A 23,083-nucleotide genomic window follows, 5' to 3' on the forward strand; every position below is an offset into this window, starting at 1 on the left:
TCTCTTGGGTCCGACCCCGCGCGACCGTACCGCTGGCGAAAGGTTTACAGCAAGAGGCTTGCAACTCACAGCAAGACCTTTCACGGGGCGTAGGGACGGGGTGTCTCAACTGGCGCACTGGGGGGGACCGCGGCCGGGCGCCCCGCTCGTCGCACACGAGCGGGGCGCCCGGCCGACAGACGGGAGAAATTTCTGCGTTCCGGTGAACAATTCGGCGGTGTCCCGCATCGAACCTTGTGTAGGTCACCAGAGGACGGCGCGGAGAGCGGGCACGGACACCACCGCCGAGCGCGCCGTGGAGCACGAGTGGAGCACCGTCACCGTGAACGATCACCGGAACACCATCGCCCGGACCCGCACCGCCGAGCACCGCACCCACCGCAGGATCGGCCGCACGGCGCTCGCCGTGGCCGCCGTCACCGGCCTGGGCCTCGCCTGGGCGGGCACCGCCGAGGCGGCGAGCCCGAGCGCCGCGAAGTCGACGCCGACCTGCTCCGCCGCCGCGCTCAAGGCCACCTTCGGCCAGCAGCTCGGCGGCGGAATGAACCACCAGGGGGTCGTCATCAGGCTGCGCAACCTCAGCGGCAGGACCTGCGCCCTGCGTGGCTACCCCGGCCTGGGGCTGGAGAACTCCGCGCACCACAGCCTCACGACCCACACGCACTGGGGCAACACCTGGTACGCCAAGGACCCCGGCAAGAAGACCCTGGTCCTGAAGGACGGCGAGAGCGCCGAGGCCGTCGTCGCCTGGACGCACGCCAACACCGGCACCTCGGGCGCGGTGCACGCCTCCTACCTGGAGATCACCCCGCCCGCCGCCACCCAGCACAAGACGCCGGCCTTCCCCCAGTGGGTCGACCACGGCGACCTCTCGGTCACCGCGCTGGCCAGGCACATCGACGTCACTCCCTGACGCTCCGGCGCGAACGGCGGGGGGCTGGGGGGCTGAGTGGCGGCGATCGGATGGATCAGCAGGTCGACTTTCCGGCGTAGATCGCCAGGGCGGTGTTGGCGGCCAGGGTGGCGGTGAACTGGCCGCTCGTGTTCACCGTCACCGAGGTGTTCGCCTGCACGTTGCAGTACGTCCCCGCCGGCAGCGACGTCTGGTACGTGCGGGTCAGCGAGCCCGACTCGTGGTTGATGGCGACGTAGCCCTTGGCGCCCCGCCCGAAGGCGATCGCGTCGGCGCCGTCGTCCCACCAGTTGGTCACCGACTCGCCGCGTACCGCGTTGCGGAAGGCGACCATGCGGATGATCTCCGGCCAGGCGTGCTGGCACTTCCAGCCGTCCTGCCAGCAGGCGTTGACGGTACCGCCGTTGGGCGGCCCCGCGTCGGCGTCGGTCCACTCGTAGCCGGAGTTGATGTCCGGGGCGCCGTAGGGGTAGGCGAGCATGAAGACGTTGGCCAGGGTGTATTTGGCACCGTCCTTGTAGTTGAGCGTGGAGCCGTTGCGCTCGGTGTCGTGGTTGTCGACGAAGACGCCGGCGACCGAGCTGCTCATGTACCCCCAGCCCTCGCCGTAGTTCTTCAGGTAGGCGAGGTTCTCGTCGTTGAAGACGCGCTTGAGGTCGTAGGCGTAGCGGAACTCCTGGACGTCCCCGTTGCCGGTGTACTCGGTGGGCTGGACGGCCTCTCCGGCGCCGTAGATGACCTCCTGCTTCCAGTAGACCGACGGGTTGGTCAGCCGGGTCTTGATGTTGGCCAGGTCCTCGGCCGGGATGTGCTTGGCCGCGTCGATGCGGAAGCCGTCGACGCCGAGGCTGAGCAGGTCGTTCATGTAACCGGCGATGGTCTTGCGGACGTACTCCTCGCCGGTGTCCAGGTCGGCCAGGCCGACCAGTTCGCAGTGCTGGACGTTCCAGCGGTCGGCGTAGTTCGAGACGAGGGAGGTGCAGTCGTCGAAGTCGTAGGAGGAGTACAGGCCGGGGTAGTCGTACTTCGTGTACGACGAGCCGCCGGTGCCGGTGCCGCTGCCCGCCGACATGTGGTTGATCACCGTGTCGACGACCACCTTCACACCGGCCGTGTGACAGGTGTTCACCATGTTCTGGAAGGCCGTGCGATCGCCGAGCCGGCCCGCGATCTTGTACGACACGGGCTGGTACGACGTCCACCACTGCGAGCCCTGTATGTGCTCGGCGGGCGGGGAGACCTGGACGTATCCGTAGCCGGCGGGGCCCAGGGTGGCGGTGCACTCCTTGGCGACCGAGGCGTACTTCCACTCGAAGAGGACGGCGGTGACGTCCTTGGTGCCGGGCGGGGAGGCCGACGCGACGGACGGGGTCATGACAATGCTGCAGGCGGCGAGCGCCAGCGCGGCGGAGAGGGTCTTGGGTGCCATGTGGGGGTTCCTTCGTCTTTGAAGGCGCCGTTGAAGGCTCTTGCTGAAAGGTTGCTGAAACCTTGCGGTTGCGCAGATGTTAAGGGCCCGCTCCCCGGATGGGTAGCGGGCCCTCAGAAGTTGACGCAACAAATTACCGAATGACGGTCCGTCAGGCGGTCGTCCACCACACGGTGGTGTCGGCCGGCAGCTTCGCCTCGCCGCCCGCCTCGGTCACCTCACCGCTGGTCAGGAGCACGCGGCCGTACGCCGGAGTGGTCACCGACTCCCCGCTGGTGTTCGCGACGCAGACGAACTCCCCGCGCCGGAAGGCGAGTACGCCCTCCGGGGCGCGCAGCCACTCCACCGCCTCACCCGCACCCAGATCGGACTGTGTACGACGGACGCGCAGCGCGGTGCGGTACAGCTCCAGGGTGGAACCGGCCACCCCGGTCTGCGCCTCGATGCTCAGCTCACCCCAACTCGCCGGCTGCGGCAGCCAGCTGCCCCCGCCGCCGAAGCCGTACGACGAGCCCTCCCGCGTCCACGGGATGGGCACCCGGCAACCGTCCCGGAAGCCGTCCTGCCCGGCACCGCGGAAGTACGCGGGGTCCTGCCGGACCTCGTCGGGCAGATCGACGACGTCCGGAAGTCCCAGCTCCTCGCCCTGGTAGATGTACGCCGATCCGGGCAGCGCGAGCATCAGCAGGGTCGCGGCCCTGGCCCGCCGCAGGCCCAGCTCCCGGTCGCCGGCCGTGCGGATCTGGGTGCCGAGGCCGGGCGGGTTGGCGAAGCGGGTGGCGTGCCGGGTGACGTCGTGGTTGGAGAGGACCCAGGTGGCGGGAGCGCCGACCGGGCGCATCGCCTCCAGGGTGCGGTCGATGACGGTACGCAGTTCCTTCGCGTCCCAGTCGGTGCTCAGGTACTGGAAGTTGAAGGCCTGGTGCAGCTCGTCCGGGCGGACGTAGTTGGCGGTGCGCTCCACGGTCGGCGTCCAGGCCTCGGCGACGAAAATCCGCTCGCCGGCGTACTCGTCGAGGACGTGCCGCCACTGCCGGTAGACCTCGTGGACACCGTCCTGGTCGAAGAACGGCATGACATCGTTGCCCAGCAGCTTCAGCTGGTCGGCGCCGCCGAGGTCCGGGAGGCCCTCCGCCTTCACCAGGCCGTGCGCCACGTCGATACGGAAGCCGTCCACGCCCATGTCCAGCCAGAAGCGCAGGATGGAGCGGAACTCGTCGCCGACGGCGGGGTGTTCCCAGTTGAAGTCGGGCTGCTCGGGGGCGAAGAGATGCAGATACCACTCCCCGTCCGCCACCCTCGTCCAGGCCGGGCCGCCGAAGATGGACTCCCAGTCGTTGGGCGGGAGTTCGCCGTTGTCGCCCTTGCCCGGACGGAAGTGATAGCGCTCCCGCAGCGGCGAGCCGGGGCCCTCCGCCAGCGCTCGCTTGAACCACTCGTGCTGGTCGGAGGAGTGGTTCGGGACCAGGTCGACGATGATCCTGAGGCCCAGCTCATGGGCGTCCCGGATCAGCGCGTCCGCGTCGAGCAGGTTGCCGAACATCGGGTCCACGGCCCGGTAGTCGGCGACGTCGTAGCCGGCGTCGGCCTGCGGGGAGGCGTAGAACGGGCTGAGCCACACGGCGTCGACACCGAGGTCACGCAGGTACGGGAGTCTGGAACGTACGCCCTCCAGGTCCCCCATCCCGTCGCCGTTGCTGTCGGCGAAGCTGCGCGGATAGACCTGGTAGATCACCGCGTCCCGCCACCAGTCGCGGCGACGGGTGACGGTGGTGGTTGCGGTGGCCGGTGCGGCGGATTGCTGCTGGCTCATGGCGTCCTTGATGCGTCGTAACTGGGTCATCGGGTCGGAGATGGATACGGCGGTGAGGTGGTGCCGAGGCGGCCGCGGTCACAGCGGGGTCGGATGGAGACCGCGGCCGCCTCCCCGCGCCCCGAGGGCGCGGGACTCTATCGATATGCGGCTTCCGCCGCGTGGGCGCGACCAGCCACGACGAAGCCGCAGACGAACGGCGACCGAGGCGGCTTTCGGCGACCGACGGTCACCCCTTGGTACCGCCGGCGGTGAGACCGGTCACCAGATTCTTCTGCACGAGATAGAAGAACACGGCCACCGGTATCGCGATCAGCACCGCCGTCGCGGTCATCAGGTTGCGCTGCGCGTCGTGCTCGCTGATGAAGCTCTGCAGCCCCACCGCGAACGTGTACTTGTCGTCGCTGAGCATGAACGTGGACGCGAACGCCACCTCACCGAAGGCGGTCAGGAAGTTGTAGAACGCGGCGACCGCGAGGCCCGGCTTGGCAAGGGGCAGGATCAGCCGGAAGAAGGTGCCGAAGGGCGAGAGCCCGTCGACCCGGCCGGCCTCGTCGATCTCGAAGGGGATCGTGTCGAAGTAGCCCTTGAGCAGCCAGGCCGTGTAGGGGACGACGGTGGTGCAGTAGACCAGGATCAGGCCGAGGTAGCTGTCAATAAAGCCGAGCCGCGACAGGATCTGGTACATCGGCACGATCAGGACGGCGATCGGGAACATCTGGGTGACCAGCAGCAGCCACATGAACTTCCGGTAGCCGGGGAAGCGCATGCGGGAGACGGCGTAGCCGGTGGTGGAGGCGAGGATCAGTCCGATGACCGTCGTACCGCCGACGACGATCATCGTCGTCTTGAACCAGTCCCAGAAGCCGGTGTGCTGGAGGACGAAGGAGTAGTTGTCCAGCGTCATCTTGTGCCAGATGCCGCCCGGATGGAGGTAGTCGTCCTTGTCCGGGCCGAGGGAGAGGAAGATCAGCCAGCCCACCGGGAAGAACGCGATCAGGCTCGCGACACCCAGCAGGCCGTGGGTGACGGCGGTGCCGAGGGGGCCGCGCTCGCCCCGGCGGCGGACGCGGGGACTGCTGGTCACAGGGGCCTCCTCGGCGACCTGGGCGGAGGTCTCGACAGTGGTCGTACTCATGGGAACTCCTGCCTCAGATCGCGAGCTGCTGGTCGTTGCGGTTGAGCCAGCGGCGGTAGAAGGAGGTGAAGACGATCAAAATGGCCAGCAGCAGCATGCCGTAGGCGGCGGACTGGGCGAAGTCACGCGGCTGCTGTCCGAAGCCGAGGTAGTAAGCCCAGGTGACCAGGATCTGCGCGTCGGGGGCGGTGTTGCCGAAGAGCAGGAAGATGACGGCGAACTGGTTGAACGTCCAGATGATGCCGAGCAGGACGACCGTGGAGCTGACGGACCGCAGCCCCGGCAGGGTGACGTACCGGAAGCGCTGCCAGGCGCTCGCGCCGTCCATCTCGGCGGCCTCGTAGAGCGTGCCGTCGATGGACTGCAGGCCGCCGAGCAGCGAGAGCATCATGAACGGCACACCGCACCAGGTGTTGACCAGGATGGCGGCGGCCCGCTGCCAGAAGGTGTCCTCCAGCCATTCGGGTTGCGGCAGATGGAGGAAGTGGAGCGTCGCGTTGATGATGCCGCCGTCGGCGAGCATGAACCGCCAGCCGAACACGGTGACGAAGGTCGGCACCGCCCAGGGCAGCACCAGGACCATGCGGTAGAAGGTGCGGCCGCGGAACTTCTCGTTGAGCAGCAGGGCGAGGCCCAGACCGATGGTGTAGTGCAGGGTGACGCAGAGCGCGGTCCAGACGATCGTCCACACGAAGTGCGACCAGAAGCGGTCGTAGGACGTCGGGCCGAACAGGATGTCCTTGTAGTTGTCCAGGCCGATGAACTTGTAGGTGGCGTCGATGTGGTTGACGCCGATGGTGCGGGCGGTGTTGAGGCTGTTGGCGTCCGTCAGCGTCAGGTAGAAGCCGTACACCAGCGGGTAGATGACGAGCGCCCCGAGCACGACGGCCACGGGGGCGACCATCGCGTAGGCGTACCAGTACTTCTGGTAGTTGTTGCGGAGCCGCTGGCCCAGCCCGGGGCGGGGCGCGCGGTCGCCGTGGCGCTTGCCGGTCGCGCGGTCGATGGCGACTGTCATGGTTCGACACCTTCTGGGTTTTCCGGGAGGGGGCTGGGCACAGGCCGGTGGCCGCCGGATCCCTCCCCCCATGTCTCAGGGGGATCCGACGGCCACTCGCGGCTTACTTGCTGAAGTCGGGGACGAGCTTCTCGATCCCGAGTTCGGCGTTGCCCAGGCCCTTGTCGAGGGACTCCTTGCCGCCGGCGATCTTGGTCAGCTCGGTGCCGACCGGACCCCACAGGGAGGAGTACTCGGCGAGCGCCGGGCGCGGCTGCGCGGAGGAGAGGACGGCCTGGTAGCCGGCGATGCCCGGGTCGGCCTTGACCTCGGCGGTGTAGGCGTCGGAGCGGGTCGGCAGGGTGGAGTTCTTCAGGGCGATCTCCGTCTGGGACTTCGCGGAGGTCAGGAAGGCGACGAACTTCTCGGCGGCTTCCTGGTGGGCCTTGTCGATGCCGGCGTAGATGGAGAGGTTGTGGCCGCCGGTCGGGGCGCCCGCCTTGCCGGTGGAGCCGGCCGGGACGGTGGTGATGCCGAGGTTGGACTTGTCGCTGAACGCGGAGCCCTTGTAGAAGTTGGTGATCTCCCAGGGGCCCTCGATGGTCATGGCGACCTTGCCGTTGACGAAGGCGTCCTGGCGGTGGGCGTAGGCGTCGGCGGTGGTGTCCGCCTTCTGCAGGCCCTTGCCGGAGTAGAGGTCCAGCCAGGTCTGGTAGCCCTTCTTGGCCGCCGCCGACGTGATGGTGATCTTCTTGGCGGCGGCGTCGACCATGTCGGTGCCCTCGCCGTAGAGGAAGGGCTGCGTGTAGTACGCGGCCTCGGGGCCCCAGTAGCCGGTGACCTTGGCCTTGGCCTGGATCTTGGCGGCGTCGGTCTTCACCTCGTCCCAGGTCTTGGGGGCCTCGGCGATGCCGGCCTTCTTCAGCAGGGCCTTGTTGTAGACGAGCGCGAGGGTGTCCGTGACCAGCGGGACACCATAGGTCTTGCCCTCGTACTGGGCCTGCGTCATCAGGCTGGACTGGAACTTGTCCTTGTCCGCGAGCGCGCTGGTGCCGTCCAGCGGCAGGAAGTAGCCGGCCTTGGCGAAGGCGGGGGTCCAGCCGACCTCGGAGCGCAGCACGTCGGGGGCGCCCTTGCCGGACTGGGCCGCCGTGTCGAACTTGTTCTGCGCCTGGTCGAACTGGACGTCGACGTAGTTGACCTTGATGCCCTTGTTCGCGGCTTCGAACTCCTTGACCAAGGCCTGGTACGTCGGTGCCTCATTGGTGGCGTTGGAGGTGTCCCACCAGGTGATGGTGACCGGGCCGTCCGACTTGCTGTCGCTGTCGCTCCCGCCGCACGCCGTCGCCGTGAGGGCGAGGGACGCCACCAGCGCGGAGGCCGCTATGCCACGCCGCATGAGTTCTCCTTGAGGGTGAAAAGCCCGAGTGATGCGAGGGCGGCCCCGTCCGCCGTCCTCGCCGTCGTGCCGACAGCGCCGTTGCGGCGGCCGGGCGTCAGGGAACGTAACAGCGATGTAAGCGCGACGAAAGACCTTGCAGCAAAAAAGTGCAAGAGATCTCCGAAGTTATCCGGGCGTGACCTGTCGGCGACCGCCGTGAGACGCTTGCTTGCTGCTTGTTTACGGCGGTAGAGCGCTACGACGGCCACTTGTGCAAGACTCTGCAAGCTCTTGCCATCACGTTTCACGAGGGAGTGCGATGACGCAGCAGCCCGCACCGGGCCGCCCCCCAGGCCGCATCAGGCGCCCGATCGGTGTGCAAGGGGACATACGGCCGGTACAGTCCAGTGCCGTGACCACACGGCTTGCCGACATCGCAGCGCAGGCGGGGGTGAGCGAGGCGACCGTCAGCCGGGTCCTCAACGGCAAGCCGGGCGTCGCCGCCACCACCCGCCAGTCCGTGCTCGCCGCGCTGGACGTGCTCGGCTACGAGCGTCCGGTACGGCTGCGGCAGCGCAGCGAGGGGCTGGTGGGGCTGATCACCCCCGAGCTGGAGAACCCGATATTCCCGGCTCTGGCCCAGGTCATCGGGCAGGCGCTGACCCGGCAGGGCTACACCCCCGTGCTCGCCACCCAGACCCCCGGCGGTTCCACCGAGGACGAGCTGACCGAGATGCTGGTGGACCGCGGGGTCGCCGGCATCATCTACGTCTCCGGTCTGCACGCGGACACGACCGCCGACATGCAGCGCTACGAGCGGCTACGGGCGCAGGGCGTGCCGTACGTCCTCGTGGACGGCTTCTCGCCCAAGGTGCAGGCGCCGTTCATCTCCCCCGACGACCGGGCGGCGATGATCCTGGCGGTCACGCACCTGGCGTCCCTGGGGCACACGAGGATCGGCCTCGCCCTCGGCCCGAAGCGCTTCGTCCCCGTGCAGCGCAAGATCGAGGGCTTCGTACGGGCCATGCAGGACCAGGTGGGGCTGCCGGCCGCGGTGATCGAGACCGAGCTGGTCCAGCACTCCCTCTACACCCTGGAGGGCGGTCAGGCGGCGACCACCGCGCTGATCGACCGCGACTGCACGGCGATCGTCTGCGCCAGCGACATGATGGCCCTCGGCGCGATACGGGCGGCCCGGCAGCGGGGGCTGGACGTCCCCAAGGACATCTCGGTGGTCGGTTTCGACGACTCCCCGCTGATCGCCTTCACCGACCCGCCGCTCACCACGATCCGCAAGCCGGTCCCGGCGATGGGGCAGGCCGCGGTGCGCACCCTGCTGGAGGAGATCGGGGGGACGCCGGCTCCGCACAGCGAGTTCGTCTTCATGCCGGAACTGGTGGTACGCGGTTCTACGGCAGCGGTACCCGGGAAGTAGTCGCCCCGCCGTAGAACATGCGCTGTGAACCCAACCTTGGGATGATCTGTCGAAGATGTCTTTTCTGGCAGACTCTGTTCTTATGAGTGACTCGACCGTGGCAGAGCCGGAAGGTCGCGCACAGCAGACCCTTCCGCGGACCGTCACGGGCGAGGGGGAACAGGGGTTCCTGCGCCGGCTGCGCACGCCGCGCCGGCCCCGGCTCTGGTTCGAGATCCTGCTGATCGCGGTGAGTTACTGGACCTACTCGCTCATCCGCAACGCGGTCCCGGAGCAGAAGGCGCAGGCGCTGCGCAACGCGGACTGGATCTGGAGCGCCGAGCACCATCTGGGGATCGCCGTCGAGGACTCGGTCAACCACGCCGTGAACTCGATGACTTGGCTGATCATCGGGATGAACTACTACTACGCGACACTGCACTTCGTGGTGACGCTGGGTGTGCTGGTGTGGCTCTACCGCAGCCATCCCGGCCGCTACGCGGCGGCCCGCCTCGCCCTCTTCGCCACGACGGGCGTGGCCCTCCTCGGCTACTACCTGTTCCCGCTCGCCCCGCCGCGGCTGATGTACGGCGGCGGCTTCATCGACACGGTGATGCTCCACCACACCTGGGGTTCGATGGCCTCCGGCGACCTCAAGCACATGTCCAACCAGTACGCGGCGATGCCGTCCATGCACATCGGCTGGTCGCTGTGGTGCGGCCTGACGGTCTTCGCCCTGGCGTCGGTGCCGTGGGCACGCGTCCTGGGCCTCCTCTACCCGACGGCGACCCTGCTGGTGATCGTCGCCACGGCCAACCACTTCTGGCTCGACGCGGCGGGCGGCATGCTGTGCCTGGCGTTCGGCCTGACCCTGGCCCTCCTGTGGTACGGCACGCTGCCCTACGCGCTACCGAGACGAACGTAGCCCTGCGGGCGGCCGGGGCCGACTCGGCCGGGGCCGCCCGTCGGCGCCGGGCACGCCGGTTCCCCATGGTGACCGCACGGCCGGTCCCCGCCCGCACGCAGGGCTCATGAACCGCGCGCGGGCCCATGCCCAATCACCTGACGGCCGCCGCCCGCAGCGCGTCGAGGAACGCCTCCCGTGCGGGCTGCGGCGGCGCGGTCTCCCGTACCGCCGCGTGGATCGCGCGCACCGGCACGGGGTCGCGCACCTCCCGTACGACCACCCCCGGATGTCGGCTGCCGAGCCCCAGCCGGGGCACCAGGCTCACCCCGAGCCCGGCGGCGACGAACCCCTGCGCGGTGACGTAGTCCTCGCTCTCCACGACGAACCGGGGCCGGAACCCGGCGGCCCGGCAGGCGTCGAGCTGTGCGTCCAGACAGGGGCCGGGCCACTCGCTGCCGACGAACGCCTCCTCGGCCAGCTCGGTCAGCCGGACGCAGCGCCGCCCGGCGAGCCGGTGCCCGCGTGGCAGCACGGCGAGATAGGGGTCGTCGAGCAGCCGCACCAGCCGTACGCCGGTCTCCTGCCGTCCCTCGGCCCGCACCAGGAGCGCCAGATCCGCCCGGCCCTCCTTCACGTCGGCCAGCGGCTCCTCCGCGTCGCGGGAGAGCCGCAGTTCGATCCGCACGCCGGGGTGGTCCGCGCGCAGCCGGGCGACCGCCGGGGCGACCAGGGCCGCCCCCGCCGTGGCGAAGTACCGCACCGACAGCCGCCCGGTGCGACCCGCGAGCAGGTCGGCCAGGGCGGTCTCGGCCTCGGCGACCTGCCGGGCCACCGTGTCGGCGTACTCGGTGAGCAGCAGCCCGGCGGCGGTGGGCCGTACCCCGCGTCCGACCCGTTCCAGGAGCGCGGCCCCGGCCTCCTTCTCCAGCGCGGCGATCTGCTGGCTCACCGCGGAGGGCGTGTAGCCGAGGGTGGCCGCCGCACCGGTCACCGATCCGTCGGCCACCACGGCCCGGAGCACCTGCATCCGTCGCACATCAAGCATGCAGCACAGCTTAACGGTATGTGCATAACCTTTCACTTGTCCTCAAGGATCGGGGCGGCCATGGTGGAGCCATGCCACTCGCCTCGACCGTCCGGACGGCCGCCCTGGCCCTGCTCTGGGGTTCCGGATTCCTCTGGATCAAACTCGCCCTGAACCACGGACTGTCCCCCGCCCAGATCACGATCGTCCGCTGCGCCCTGGGCGCCGCCGTCCTGGCCCTGCTGGCCCGCAGAGCCGGCCAGCGCATCCCCCGCTCCCGCGCCCTGTGGGGCCACCTGGCGGTGGCCGCCCTGTTCTGCAACGCCATCCCCTTCGCCCTGTTCGCGCTGGGCGAGCGGTCGGTCGACTCGGGCATCGCGGGCGTCCTGAACGCCACGACTCCGCTGTGGTCCCTGCTCATCGGCCTCGCCGTCGGCACCGACCGCGGCCTGTCCCGCACCCGCCTCACCGGCCTCTTGCTGGGCTTCGCCGGTACGGTCCTGATCTTCACCCCCTGGCAGCGCTCGGGCCTGCTGAGCTGGGGCGCGCTCGCCCTGCTCGGGGCGGCGGCGAGCTACGCGGCGGCGTTCGCGTACATGGCCCGCCATCTCACCGGCCGGGGCGCCCCGTTGGCGGTCTCGGCCGCGCAGCTCCTGACGGCGACGGCGTGGAGCACGCTGGGGCTGCCGTGGGCGGGCCCGGTGGACACGGACCTGACCGGCGTGCTGGCGGTCACCGCCCTCGGTGCCCTGGCGACGGGCGTCACCTTCTACCTCAACTACCGCCTGATAGCCGACGAGGGCGCGACCAGCGCGGCGACGGTCGGCTACCTGCTACCGGTGGTGTCGGTGGCCCTGGGCGCCCTGATCCTGGACGAACACATCGGCCGGCGGGTGGTGACAGGCATGGCGGTCGTGTTGACCGGGGTGGCCTTGACACGCCACCAGCTGGAGCGCCCCGAAGGGGCGCGGGGCCGTATACATCAGCGGCTCCGCCGCGGCGCGCGACCAGCCCCGGCGGCGCCGCACCCGAAACACGACCGGACTCCCCCCGGCACCACCCCTCAAGCCCCGTAGAAAAGCTCCTCCACGACCACCCGGGCCCGCCGCGCCGTCCGCCGGTACGCATCCAGCATGTCCCCCGCATGCCCCTCCCCGTACCCCAGATACCGGCCCACCGCGGCCAGCTCCCGGCTCTCCGGGGGAAACGTGTCGCCGGCCCGCCCCCGCACCAGCATCACCGCGTTCCGCACCCGCGTGGCCAGCACCCACGCCTCATCCAGTATCGAGGCCTCCTCGGCCCCCAGCAGCCCCGCCGCGCACGCCGCGGCCAGCGCCTCGCGGGTCCGGGTGGTCCGCAGCCCCGGTTCGACCCAGCCGTGCCGCAGTTGCAGCAGCTGCACGGTCCACTCGACGTCGGACAGCCCGCCCGGCCCGAGCTTGGTGTGCAGCTTGGGGTCGGCCCCGCGCGGCAGCCGCTCGGACTCCATCCGGGCCTTCAGCCGCCGGATCTCGCGTACCGCGTCCTCGCCGAGCCCCTCCGCCGGGTACCGCAGCGGATCGATCAGCTCGATGAACCGGCGCCCCAGCTCCTCGTCCCCGGCCACCGGTTCGGCCCGCAGCAGGGCCTGCGACTCCCACCCCAGGGACCACCGGCGGTAGTACGCCTCGTAGGACTTGAGCGTGCGCACCAGCGGCCCGGACTTGCCCTCCGGCCGCAGGTCGGCGTCGATCAGCAACGGCGGGTCGGCGCTGGGGATCTGGAGCAGCCGCCGCATCTCGGAGACGACCTTGTTCGCCGCGTCGGCGGCCTCCCGCTCGGCCACGCCCTCCCGCGGCTCGTGCACGAACACCACGTCCGCGTCGGAGCCGTAGCCCAGCTCGTGCCCGCCGAACCGGCCCATGCCGATGATCGTGAACCGGGTCGGCAGGGTGTCGCCCCAGCCGTCGCGGACGACCGCCCGCAGGGTCCCGGCCAGGGTCGCCGCCGTGAGGTCGGAGACCGCGCCGCCGACCCGGTCCACCAGCGCGCCCTGGTCGGCCTCGGCGGGGTTGGTCTCGGTGCCGTAGGAGTCGACGATGTCGGCGGCGGCCGTACGGAACAGCTCGCGGCGGCGCACGCCGCGCACGGCCCGCACGCCGTCCTCGGCGTTGTCGGCGCGGCCGACGGCGGCGAGGATCTCCCTTTCCAGGGGGGCGCGTTCGCGCGGTTCGAGGCCGCCGGAGCCGCCGCCCTCGCGGGCGCTGTCGCCGTCGCCGAGCAGGGCGACCGCCTCGGGGGCGCGCATCAGCAGGTCGGGGGCGAGCCGGCCGGCCGACAGCACCCGGGCGAGGTTCTCGGCGGCGGCGCCCTCGTCCCGCAACAGCCTCAGGTACCAGGGGGTCTTGCCGAGGGCGTCGGAGACCTTGCGGAAGTTCAGCAGGCCCGCGTCCGGGTCGGCGGAGTCGGCGAACCAGCCCAGCAGGACGGGCAGCAGGGTGCGCTGGATCGCGGCCTTGCGGGTGACGCCCGAGGCGAGGGCCTCCAGATGGCGCAGGGCGGCCGCCGGGTCGGCGTAACCGAGCGCCTCCAGGCGTTCCCGGGCCGCCTTGGGGCTCAGCCTGGCCTCGCCGGTGGCGAGTTGGGCGACCGCGTCGAGCAGCGGGCGGTAGAAGAGCTTCTCGTGCAGGCGTCGTACGACACCCGTGTGCCGCTTCCACTCGCGGACCAGCTCGGTCTCCGGGTCGGTGCGCAGACCCAGGGAGCGGCCGAGGCGGCGCAGGTCGGCCTGGTCGACGGGGACCAGGTGGGTGCGGCGCAGCCGGTAGAGCTGGATGCGGTGCTCCATGGAGCGCAGGAAGCGGTAGGCGTCGTCGAGCTGCATGGCGTCGGCGCGGCCGACGTAACCGCCGGCGGCGAGGGCCTGGAGGGCGACGAGGGTGGTGCCGGAGCGGATGGTGGCGTCGGCCCGGCCGTGCACCAACTGGAGGAGCTGGACGGCGAATTCGACGTCGCGCAGGCCGCCGGGGCCGAGCTTCAGCTCGCGGTCGACCTCGGCGACGGGGATGTTCTCCACCACCCGGCGGCGCATCTGCTGCACGTCGGTGACGAAGTTCTCGCGCTCGGCGGCCGTCCAGACCAGCGGTTCGAGGGCGTCGATGTACTCCTGCCCCAGTTCGCGGTCGCCGGCGACCGGGCGGGCCTTGAGCAGGGCCTGGAACTCCCAGGTCTTGGCCCAGCGCTGGTAGTAGGCGAGGTGGCTGCTGAGGGTGCGCACCAGCGGGCCGTTCCTGCCCTCGGGCCGCAGATTGGCGTCGACCGGCCAGATCGAGCCCTCCACCGTGGTCTCGGAGCAGATCCGCATCATGTGCGAGGCGAGCTTGGTGGCGGAGCGCAGGGCCTTGGCCTCGTCGGCGCCGGTGGCGGCCTCGCCGACGAAGATGACGTCGACGTCGGAGACGTAGTTCAGCTCGTGGCCGCCGCACTTGCCCATGGCGATCACCGCGAGCCGGCAGCCGGCGGCGTCCTCGGGCGCGGCGCGCTCGGCCAGGGCGAGGGCGGCGCGCAGGGTGGCGGTGGCGAGGTCGGCGAGCTCGGCAGCGGTCTCGGCGACGTCGGTGGTGCCGCACACGTCCCGGGCGGCGATGGACAGCAGGCAGCGCCGGTAGGCGACCCGGAGGCCGACCGGGTCGCCGGCCTCGGCCAGGCCGCGCTCGAACTCCGCCACCCCGGGGTGCAGGTCCCGGGGCTCGTAGGTGACCAGGACCTCCCAGTCCCGCGGATGCCGGGCGAGATGGTCGGCGAGGGCCGCGGAGGCGCCGAGGACTCCCAGCAGGCGGTCCCGGAGCGGCTTGGCCGCTATCAGGGTGTCGAGCAGCTCCCGGTGGGCGGTGGGGCCGGGCTGGGCCTCCAGCAGCCGTACCAGGCCGTGCAGGGCGAGATCCGGGTCGGCGGTCGCACCCAGTGCCTCCAGGAGGACCGGGTCGTCGCGTACGGCGGCCAGCTCGGGGCTGTCCAGCAGCCGCTCGGCGGCCGAGGCATCGGTGAAGCCGTGCCGCAGCAGTCGCGTGAAGGTACTGCTCCTGCGCCCCGGCGTCATCCGCGGCCTCCCCAGGGATCGAGAACCGGATCAAGGTCGTCCACGCCAGAGCCTAACCGCAGACCCTGTCCCGGGCGCCGATGAGTTTCCGGCGGGATCGTGGTCTGTACCGGGTCCGTACCGGCAGGAAACCGAAGGAGGCATCATGCGCGAACCCGAGGGTGTGCTGGACGCCCGCTACAGCAGCCCCGGCATCCGGGCGCAGGACTGGTCCGAGGCGGAGAAGCTGCTCACCGGCGCCGAACTGTTCTGGATCTCCACGGTTCGGCCGGACGGGCGGCCGCACGTCACCCCGCTGCTGGCGGTGTGGCACGACGGCGCCCTGCACTTCGGCACCGGCCCCGGCGAACACAAGGCGCGCAACCTCGCCGGGAACCCGCACGTCGTCCTGACCACCGGCGCCAACAGCTGGGCCAAGGGGTACGACCTGACCGTCGAGGGCGAGGCGGTGCGGGTCACCGACGACGGCCGGCTGCGCGAGCTGGCGGCGGCCTGGGAGGCGAAGTACGGCCCCGCCTGGCACTACGAGGTGGCCGACGGCTGCTTCCAGCACGGGCCCGGCCGGGCCCTGGTCTTCGCGGTGCGGCCCCGCAAGGTCCTCGGTTTCGGCAAGGGCGAGCCGTTCAGCCAGACGAAGTGGACCTGGACCGAGTAGGCGTCCTGCGGGAGCAGTTCACCCGCTCTTCATCCATCTGGCCGGACGCGGTGGGTCGGGGGATTATTGGCGTGTGCATGCTCTGTCCGCACCCCCACCAGTCCCTCCCTTCCCCCAGCACCGGAGGTTGATGTGTCCGGCAGTTCCGCACGTTCGGCGACGCTGCGCCGAGCCCGTACGGCGGTGGCCTCCGCCACCGCCTTCACCGCGGCCGCGATCGGCCTGTGGACCGGTCTCGGCGGCACGTCCGCGCACGCCGCGAGTGCCGTACCCACCCCGGACCACGTGATCGTCGTGGTCTTCGAGAACCACGCCTACAGCCAGGTCGTCGGCTCCTCCAGCGCCCCGTACATCAACTCGCTGGCGACCGGCGGCGCCAACCTGACCCAGATGTACGCCGAGACACACCCGAGCCAGCCCAACTACTTCGCCCTGTTCTCCGGCGCCACCCAGGGCATCACCGACGACAGCTGCTACACCGCGGGCTTCTCCTCGGCGGCGAACCTGGCCTCCGAGCAGCTCGCGGCCGGCCGCACCTGGGCCAGCTACAACGAGACCCTGCCCAGCCAGGGCTCCACCACGTGCAGCAGCGGCAACTACGCGCGCAAGCACAACCCGTGGTTCGGCTTCAGCAACGTACCGACGTCGACCGCCAAGACGTTCGCCCAGTTCCCCACCGACTACACCACCCTCCCCCAGCTCTCCTTCGTGACCCCCAACCTGTGCAGCGACATGCACGACTGCTCGGTGTCCACCGGTGACACCTGGCTGAAGAACAACCTCGGCACGTACGCGACCTGGGCCAAGACCCACAACAGCCTCCTCGTCGTCACCATGGACGAGGACAACCGCCTGGCCGGCAACCGCATCCCGACGGTCCTTTACGGACAGCCGGTCAAGGCGGGGTCGACCTCCTCCACCACCTACAACCACTACGACCTGCTGCGCACCCTGGAGGACACCCAGGGCCTGAGCGCGCACGCGGGCAACGCGGCCTCGGCCGACGACATCACCGGGATCTGGGCGTCCTGACGTGTACGTAGCGGACAGCCGCGCGAGCACACCGGCGGCGTCCGCGGAAGGTACCGCCCGGCCGTCACCGGCCGGGCGGTACCGCACCGCGGTCACCCCCACCGTCCTCGCCCTCGGCACGGTCAGCCTGGTCACGGACGTGTCCTCCGAGATGGTGACAGCGGTCCTCCCGCTGTACCTGGTGACGGGCCTGGGCCTGTCCCCGCTGGGCTTCGGGCTCCTGGACGGCGTCTACAACGGCTTCTCGGCGGTCGTACGCCTGGTCGGCGGCCACCTCGCCGACCGCGGCGGCGGCCGGCACAAGTGGGTGGCGGGCGCGGGGTACGCGCTCTCGGCGGTGTGCAAACCCCTGCTGCTGATCGCCCACACCCTGACCCCCATCGGCCTGGTCCTCGCGGCGGACCGCACCGGCAAGGGCCTGCGCACGGCTCCGCGCGACGCCCTGATCTCCCTCTCCAGCACCCCCGGGACCCGGGGCCGCGCCTTCGGCGTACACCGGGCGATGGACACCGCCGGCGCCCTGCTCGGCCCCCTGGCGGCGTTCCTGATCCTGCGGGCGACGGTGGACGGCTACGACGCGGTGTTCACGGTGAGCTTCTGCGTGGCGGTGGTCGGGGTGTTGATCCTGGTGCTGTTCGTACCGGGTGAACACGCTCGTACGGCCGACGCGGCGGCGCGCCCCACGCTGCGCGCGGCCGTGGGTCTCCTGTCGAATCGGGACCTGCGCCGGATCACCGTCTGCGCCCTGCTCCTCGGCCTCGCCACGGTGAGCGACTCGTTCGTGTACCTGCTGCTGCAACGGCGCCTGGGCGTCCCGGACCGCTGGTTCGCGCTGCTCCCCCTCGGTACGGCGGCCGCGTTCCTCCTCCTGGCCGTCCCCCTGGGCCGGCTGGCGGACCGCTGGGGCCGCTGGCGGGTGTTCCTGGCGGGCCACGGAGCCCTGTTGCTGACGTACGCCTCGCTGCTCACGTCCTGGCACGGCACGGCACTGCCGTACGTGGTCCTCGCCCTGCACGGCACGTTCTACGCGGCGACCGACGGGGTCCTGATGGCGGCCGCGTCGGACAGCGTGCCGGAGGCGCTGCGCTCGTCGGGCCTGGCGCTGGTCCAGACGGGCCAGGCGGGGGCACGTTTCGCCTGCTCACTGACGTTCGGGGCGGCCTGGACGCTGTGGGGCGACCGTACCGCGCTGAGCGTGTCGGCGGTGGCCCTGGCGGTGTGCGCCGCGTACGCCCTGACCCTCCGACCCTTCCGGGAGGCTGCCGTATGACCCTGAGGTCCCGCGTCCTGATCCTCGTCGCGGCCCTGGCCGTGCTGGGGGCGATAGCCCTGGCCTCCGTCCTGCACGCCTCGGCGCGGGCGGAGCGCCGCGACCAGACCCAGGCGGGCGGCCCCAAGGTCACCGCGGGGACGGTCGCCCTGACCACCCCCGGTCGCATGATCTTCCGCAACATGGCCTGGGGCCCGCACCGGGACGAACTGACCACGACCCCGGCGACCGACCCGGCCGGCCCACGCACGGCTTCCGGCGTGAAATGCCTGCGCTTCCACGCCGCTTCAGGCACGGGCGTATGCCTCCGGGCCGTCCACGGCCCGGTCTCGGACACCTACCGCGCGTTGATCCTGGACGCGAAGCTGCGCACGCGCGCCCACTACGACGTCCCGGGCATCCCGTCCCGCGCCCGGGTCTCCCCCACCGGCCATTACGCGGCCTGGACGGCGTTCGTGGGCGGCGACTCGTACGCGGGCACGAACTTCTCCACGCGTACGGCGATCGTCGACACCCGCACCGGCGCGCTGATCCCGTCCCTGGAGGCGTTCCGGATCGTCAAGGACGGCCGTTCCTACCGGTCCGCGGACGTCAACTTCTGGGGTGTGACCTTCGCTTCGGACGACAACACGTTCTACGCGACGCTGGCGACGAAGGGCACCACGTACCTCGTGCGCGGCGACCTCCGCACCCGCACGGTGACCACGCTCCACCCGAACGTCGAGTGCCCGTCCCTCTCCCCCGACGGCACGCGCATCGCCTACAAGAAGCGCGTGCAGGGCCTTCCCAAGGACGCCCCCTGGCGCCTGTACGTCCTGAGCCTGCGGACGATGCGCGAAACGCCGCTGGCGGAGACACGGAGCGTGGACGACCAGGCGGTCTGGAAGGACGCCCGTACGGTCGTGTACGCGCTGCCGGGCGACTATGGGGCGGACCTGTACGAGGTACCGGCGGACGGATCGGGAAAGCCGCGGCGGATCAGCGTCTCGGCGGTGTCACCGGCGTACGTCGGTCCGTAGCCGCCCCGGGTGAATGTGGGGTCCTCTCCCGGGCGGTTGCGACTCGAACGCGTCCGCCGTGGGGAGGCACTTCCCATGCCTGTGATCTTCTTCGACATCGGGGCGACCCTGGCGGAACCCCGGCTGAACCCCGACGGCTCCCTGACGCTCCGTCCCCTGCCACGTGTCCTCGCCGTGCTCGACGACCTCGGCGAGGTGCGCAAGGGCATCATCTCCAACCCCGGGACCCACGAGGGTGACGCCGAACGGGTGGCGGCCGCGCTGCACGAGGCGTTCCCGGGCCGCTTCACCGACGTGACCCTCGTGCACTGGGGCGCGAAGGACAGCCGCGCCCTCTTCGACCGGGCCGTCGCGAGCGCCGGTGGAACGGCCGACGACTGTGTCTTCGTGGGCGAGGACGCCCGCGAGCGCGCGTTCGCGCGGGATGCGGGGATGCGTACGGCGGCCCACCCGGTGTTCACCCGGGCCGCCACGGAGGACCGTCCGGTGCTCCGGGCCCGGATCGAGTCGCCCGCCGGCCCGGACGGCCCGGAGCCGGCTGCGGCCGTGGACGCGACCGAGGCCGTCGTCGTGGAGGTCGTCTCCGAGCGGCTCGCGCTCGCCATGGTGACCGCCCGGGGCACCGAGGCGCTGCGGCGGGCGGGGTTCACGGTAGACCTGCGCGGGCCGGTGGACACCACCGGTGACGGCGTGCAGGCCGGCGAGGAGCCGGACGTGCTCGGCGGCGCCGAGCCGGACGGGGACGCCGAGCGGGTCGCGGCCGAGAAGTTCGTCAACGACCTGCTGGCGCGCGGCGAGGCGGTGTTCGAGGGCGAGGAGCCGACGACGCGTACGACGCATGTCATCAGGCGCGAGGACGACGGGCGGCTGACCGCCCGCCGTCTGCGCTTCTTCAGCTGACGCCGAAGCTCTCCCGGTGGATCAGTCGAAGCAGCGCCGGACCAGGGCGAGGCCCTCGCCGGTCGAGCTCCGGGCGATCTCGTGGGTCTTGATCCGCGACGGGCTGTTGTCGACGAACGCCGAGGCGGTGCGGTGCTCCTCCGGGACGTCGACGCGGCCGCGCCGGAAGAGGTCCTCGAGGAACGACGTGGCGACCCGGTCGGGGTCGGCGGCCCGCAGTGAGCCGCCGGCGGGGTCGGAGGCCGCGATGCCGAACCGTCGTCCCTCCGCCGGGGCGGGCAGGGTGATCGGCTGGTTCAGGCCGTACGTCGTCCCTTGGACCGTGACGGGCATCAGCCCCTCCTCGTCACCGCCGCCCGGGGTCGCCTCGGCCATGCCGACGCCCCTGCGCGACACCTCGGACTCGGTGATCGACGTGGCGGCCTCCAGGGAGAGGATGCCGTGCCGGACGAACGCCGAGCGCAGGAACGGGCCGTAGCGGCCGCCGTTGCGGCGCTGGTCGGCGGCGATCATGTGGCCGGCGACCTGCGCGTAGTAGGCGGACACCACGGGCGCGGCGACGACGGCGTCCACCAGCAGCTGCGCGGCGATCTCGGCCGCGAGGCCCAGACCGGCCTGGTCCTGCAGGTCCTGCTGCCGGAAGATCCCGGCGACGCATTTCAGGAAGGCGCCGCTGAACACCCGGGAGAACGAGTGCGGCTCGCTGGACAGCGTGTTCGCGGGGCCGCTCGGCGGCAGCAGCACCGGGTCGCGGTAGAAGAAGCTGTTCGACGTGTTCCGCAGGCAGTCGGGGTCGACCGCGCTCGGGTGGCCCTGGCGGATGGCCCAGCCCAGTTGCTCGGCCATCCGGGACACCCGCGAGGAGACTTCGAGGTCGCCCTGGGTCTCGGCCAGGACGGAGGTGCGCAGCGACTCCTGCCGAAGCGCCGACACCAGCGCGCTGATGTCGCCGAACGCCTCGTGCAGGGCGGCCGCCTCCGCGCTCGACGCGCTGAACAGCTGGGGGCGCAGCGCGTCGAGGACCGCGTGTCCGGCCTCGTGCCTGACGACGTCGCCGCTCTCGCACGCGGCGACGGTGATCCCGGCCACCGTGCGGCGGAAGAACCACAGGCCCTTGCGGTCGTAGAAGGCGTTGAGGTCGTTGCCGGCGTCGAGGTGGGCGGTGAGGGCGCGGCCGACCGTCGGGTACCAGTGCGTGCCGGTCGGCACGAGCGGGCCCCAGGTCTGGCAGGCGCTGCTGAGCGCGTCGGCCGCGACCCAGTAGCGGAACGCCTCGGTGCCCGGTCCCGCACTGTCCGGCTGCGGCGCGGTCTCGGCGATGGCGGCGGGGAAGGGCTGGGTGTCGAGTTGGGGAACGGCATGCGGCACGGGCATGTTGACGTGCCCGAAGGATCCGGGGTCCTCCTCGTACACCAGGATCGTCGGGATCGTGGATTGCTGTTGCTGCACCGTCACGGTGCCTCCCTGAAGGCGGGATGGATCACGGTTGCTGGAATCCCCCACAGGGAAACTGGCCAGAAGTCCCTCGTGTTCAGTACGAGGCCCCGGCAACCCGGTGTCAATTCGAACATCCCGGCCCGAACCCGCCGAACGGGTGACGGCCCCCGTGGCCGCGAGCGCACACGGGGGCCGTCGCATCGACTCGGGCCAGGGCGGCGCCCCGCCTTACCGCGCAGGGGCGACCCGCCCTTACAGCACCGGCAGGTTCTTCCGCAGTTCGAACGCGGTGACCTCGGAGCGCTACTCCTCCCCCTCCTGGCGCTTGTCACGAAGGAAGTGACGCCGGCCCGGAGTGGCTTAGCGCGATCGGCGTCGGCGCAGCGCTGGCCTGCGATCGGACGGCCCAGGGACGGCCCGGCCTTGCAGCAGCACGGCGGATTTGGCATTTCTACGCAACGGTTCTGCTGGACGCCGGCCAGAACGTCAAGGCACTCAGCAACTACCTGGGACACGACGACCCGGGGTTCGCGCTCCGGGTCTACACGCACCTGATGCCGAGCAGCGACGGGCCCGGAAGGCGGTGGACGGCCTGTACGAGAGCGGTCGACTCCCATTGGACGACCCCCAAATGGGCCAGGAGGTGTAAAGCAGCTCCGGCTGGCGGCACGTGTCGCCGGCCCGGCTTCGAGGCGCGCAGGAGGTGCCCGACCCGTATGGCCCACGTCCACCCAGAGCGCCTCCCGATCAAGTCCCGTGATAATGCCTCATATGAGAAACGAAGGGACCTCTCACTCAGGCGATTCAAGTACAGGCAGTGGCACTCCGGGTGAAACCGACGGACAGAGCACAGATACGCGGAGCGGCTGGCTACGGTTCCGAAACTGGGTAGCCGAGCACCTCAAAAAGCTGATTGGTGTTGCCGTTGTGGCATTCGTTGGAATCGCCGTTCAGCAGGCTGTCACTCGAAGCACTGCACCCGAGCCGGGCTTGGGACCCACAAAAGTGCGCTATTTGCGCTTGTTCGAGGAAAATGGCCAGCTGCTGCCACCCTTCAAAGAAGTCCGTCGAAACCGAAATGCCGAATGTTTCACGGGTGCGGCCGGTACCCTGGACCCGAACGCCTGGCGCTGCATCGCAGGCAACCAGATCCTTGACCCCTGCTGGTACAAGCCGTACGCCGCGTCCGACAACAATAATCTTGCATGCGTGTCGTCACCCTGGGATCGAAATGTTGTGATTTTGGAAACTCCAGAATGGGGCGGGACGCCATCCGGAACACGTCCTACAAACAAACTCACCCAGCCTTGGGCGATCGAACTCCGGAATCCTGTCAGACATGAGCAGACTCTGCACTGTGTCTGGGTTCAGGGCACCGGCGTACAGGAGATCAATGGCATGAGGCTTGATTGGGCATGCCACGCGGATGACCAATCGCCAACCCATGTCGCCGGATACGCTCTAGGCCTTCTCAACAGATCGCATCCTCTCAATACCGTGCCTTTCGCTCCTGCCGGGAGCAGTGAAGTACTGGATGCCGATGTCACCGCCGTTTGGCCCTAAGCTCCCTCTGTACGCATAGCAAGGCTGTGCGTTAGCGCTCCCGGCACAGAGACTCACGACATGACGGCCCAGGGGCGACGAAACCCCGTGGGGGTCGACGGTCGTGGACCGTC

At 70.5% G+C, this 23,083-nt stretch carries 18 protein-coding genes and 1 pseudogene; 11 read left to right on the top strand and 8 right to left on the bottom strand.

Going from position 1 to position 23,083, the window contains the following annotated elements:
• Positions 1-322: 322 nt before the first annotated feature.
• Positions 323-913, top strand: coding sequence for a DUF4232 domain-containing protein (locus AB0N16_RS11390; protein ID WP_365795430.1), 591 nt, complete (start codon positions 323-325; stop codon positions 911-913).
• Between the two features lie 55 nt (positions 914-968).
• On the opposite strand, the gene AB0N16_RS11395 is transcribed toward AB0N16_RS11390, so the two are convergent.
• The 5 genes from AB0N16_RS11395 to AB0N16_RS11415 all read right to left on the bottom strand — a co-directional run bounded on the left by AB0N16_RS11395 (position 969) and on the right by AB0N16_RS11415 (position 7,689).
• Positions 969-2,342: an alpha-amylase family protein gene (locus AB0N16_RS11395; protein ID WP_365795432.1), complete on the bottom strand. Its 1,374-nt coding sequence runs from the start codon at positions 2,340-2,342 to the stop codon at positions 969-971.
• 151 nt (positions 2,343-2,493) lie between these two features.
• Positions 2,494-4,155 carry a glycoside hydrolase family 13 protein gene (locus tag AB0N16_RS11400; RefSeq protein WP_365796181.1) on the bottom strand — a complete coding sequence of 554 codons (1,662 nt, stop codon included), beginning with the start codon at positions 4,153-4,155 and terminating at the stop codon, positions 2,494-2,496.
• A 229-nt stretch (positions 4,156-4,384) separates the two neighbouring features.
• Complete coding sequence (locus AB0N16_RS11405) at positions 4,385-5,293, bottom strand: carbohydrate ABC transporter permease (RefSeq protein ID WP_365795434.1); 909 nt, start codon at positions 5,291-5,293, stop codon at positions 4,385-4,387.
• Between the two features lie 13 nt (positions 5,294-5,306).
• Positions 5,307-6,311, bottom strand: coding sequence for a sugar ABC transporter permease (locus tag AB0N16_RS11410; protein ID WP_365795436.1), 1,005 nt, complete (start codon positions 6,309-6,311; stop codon positions 5,307-5,309).
• A gap of 103 nt (positions 6,312-6,414) precedes the next feature.
• Positions 6,415-7,689: an extracellular solute-binding protein gene (locus AB0N16_RS11415; protein ID WP_365795438.1), complete on the bottom strand. Its 1,275-nt coding sequence runs from the start codon at positions 7,687-7,689 to the stop codon at positions 6,415-6,417.
• Between the two features lie 394 nt (positions 7,690-8,083).
• On the opposite strand from AB0N16_RS11415, the gene AB0N16_RS11420 reads away from it, so the two are divergent.
• Positions 8,084-9,106 carry a LacI family DNA-binding transcriptional regulator gene (locus AB0N16_RS11420; RefSeq protein ID WP_365795440.1) on the top strand — a complete coding sequence of 341 codons (1,023 nt, stop codon included), beginning with the start codon at positions 8,084-8,086 and terminating at the stop codon, positions 9,104-9,106.
• A gap of 82 nt (positions 9,107-9,188) precedes the next feature.
• Complete coding sequence (locus AB0N16_RS11425) at positions 9,189-10,010, top strand: phosphatase PAP2 family protein (RefSeq protein WP_365795442.1); 822 nt, start codon at positions 9,189-9,191, stop codon at positions 10,008-10,010.
• Between the two features lie 133 nt (positions 10,011-10,143).
• Here AB0N16_RS11425 and AB0N16_RS11430 read toward each other — a convergent pair whose 3' ends face one another.
• Complete coding sequence (locus tag AB0N16_RS11430; RefSeq protein ID WP_365795444.1) at positions 10,144-11,037, bottom strand: LysR family transcriptional regulator; 894 nt, start codon at positions 11,035-11,037, stop codon at positions 10,144-10,146.
• Positions 11,038-11,108: 71 nt separating this feature from the next.
• Between AB0N16_RS11430 and AB0N16_RS11435 the strand changes: the two genes are divergently transcribed.
• Positions 11,109-12,092, top strand: a complete 984-nt coding sequence (locus AB0N16_RS11435; RefSeq protein WP_365795446.1) for a DMT family transporter — start codon at positions 11,109-11,111, stop codon at positions 12,090-12,092.
• Here AB0N16_RS11435 and AB0N16_RS11440 read toward each other — a convergent pair.
• Positions 12,080-15,094, bottom strand: a complete 3,015-nt coding sequence (locus tag AB0N16_RS11440; protein ID WP_365795448.1) for a bifunctional [glutamine synthetase] adenylyltransferase/[glutamine synthetase]-adenylyl-L-tyrosine phosphorylase — start codon at positions 15,092-15,094, stop codon at positions 12,080-12,082. The genes AB0N16_RS11435 and AB0N16_RS11440 overlap by 13 nt on opposite strands.
• A 145-nt stretch (positions 15,095-15,239) precedes the next feature.
• On the opposite strand from AB0N16_RS11440, the gene AB0N16_RS11445 reads away from it, so the two are divergent.
• The 5 genes from AB0N16_RS11445 to AB0N16_RS11465 all read left to right on the top strand — a co-directional run bounded on the left by AB0N16_RS11445 (position 15,240) and on the right by AB0N16_RS11465 (position 19,970).
• Complete coding sequence (locus AB0N16_RS11445; protein WP_365795450.1) at positions 15,240-15,749, top strand: pyridoxamine 5'-phosphate oxidase family protein; 510 nt, start codon at positions 15,240-15,242, stop codon at positions 15,747-15,749.
• A 132-nt stretch (positions 15,750-15,881) separates the two neighbouring features.
• The gene (locus AB0N16_RS11450) at positions 15,882-16,781 is read left to right on the top strand and encodes an alkaline phosphatase family protein (protein WP_365795452.1); all 900 of its coding nucleotides are present in this window, start codon (positions 15,882-15,884) and stop codon (positions 16,779-16,781) included.
• Between the two features lies 1 nt (position 16,782).
• On the top strand, positions 16,783-18,051 hold the full coding sequence (locus tag AB0N16_RS11455; RefSeq protein ID WP_365795453.1) for an MFS transporter: 1,269 nt from the start codon (positions 16,783-16,785) through the stop codon (positions 18,049-18,051).
• Positions 18,048-19,070 carry a TolB-like translocation protein gene (locus tag AB0N16_RS11460; protein WP_365795455.1) on the top strand — a complete coding sequence of 341 codons (1,023 nt, stop codon included), beginning with the start codon at positions 18,048-18,050 and terminating at the stop codon, positions 19,068-19,070. The genes AB0N16_RS11455 and AB0N16_RS11460 overlap by 4 nt, the downstream gene beginning before the upstream one ends.
• Before the next feature lie 75 nt (positions 19,071-19,145).
• A complete protein-coding gene (locus tag AB0N16_RS11465; protein WP_365795457.1) occupies positions 19,146-19,970 on the top strand; it encodes an HAD family hydrolase in 825 nt (274 codons plus the stop codon).
• A gap of 21 nt (positions 19,971-19,991) precedes the next feature.
• On the opposite strand, the gene AB0N16_RS11470 is transcribed toward AB0N16_RS11465, so the two are convergent.
• Positions 19,992-21,425, bottom strand: a complete 1,434-nt coding sequence (locus AB0N16_RS11470; protein ID WP_365795459.1) for a hypothetical protein — start codon at positions 21,423-21,425, stop codon at positions 19,992-19,994.
• Positions 21,426-21,853: 428 nt separating this feature from the next.
• On the opposite strand from AB0N16_RS11470, the pseudogene AB0N16_RS11475 reads away from it, so the two are divergent.
• Together AB0N16_RS11475 and AB0N16_RS11480 are read left to right on the top strand one after the other, a co-directional pair.
• Positions 21,854-22,056 (top strand): annotated as a pseudogene (locus AB0N16_RS11475) (hypothetical protein); the annotation flags it as partial.
• 122 nt (positions 22,057-22,178) lie between these two features.
• Complete coding sequence (locus AB0N16_RS11480; protein ID WP_365795461.1) at positions 22,179-22,970, top strand: hypothetical protein; 792 nt, start codon at positions 22,179-22,181, stop codon at positions 22,968-22,970.
• The last annotated feature ends 113 nt before the right edge of the window (positions 22,971-23,083 follow it).

It is taken from the genome of Streptomyces sp. NPDC051105 (assembly GCF_040682795.1).
GTDB lineage: Bacteria > Actinomycetota > Actinomycetes > Streptomycetales > Streptomycetaceae > Streptomyces.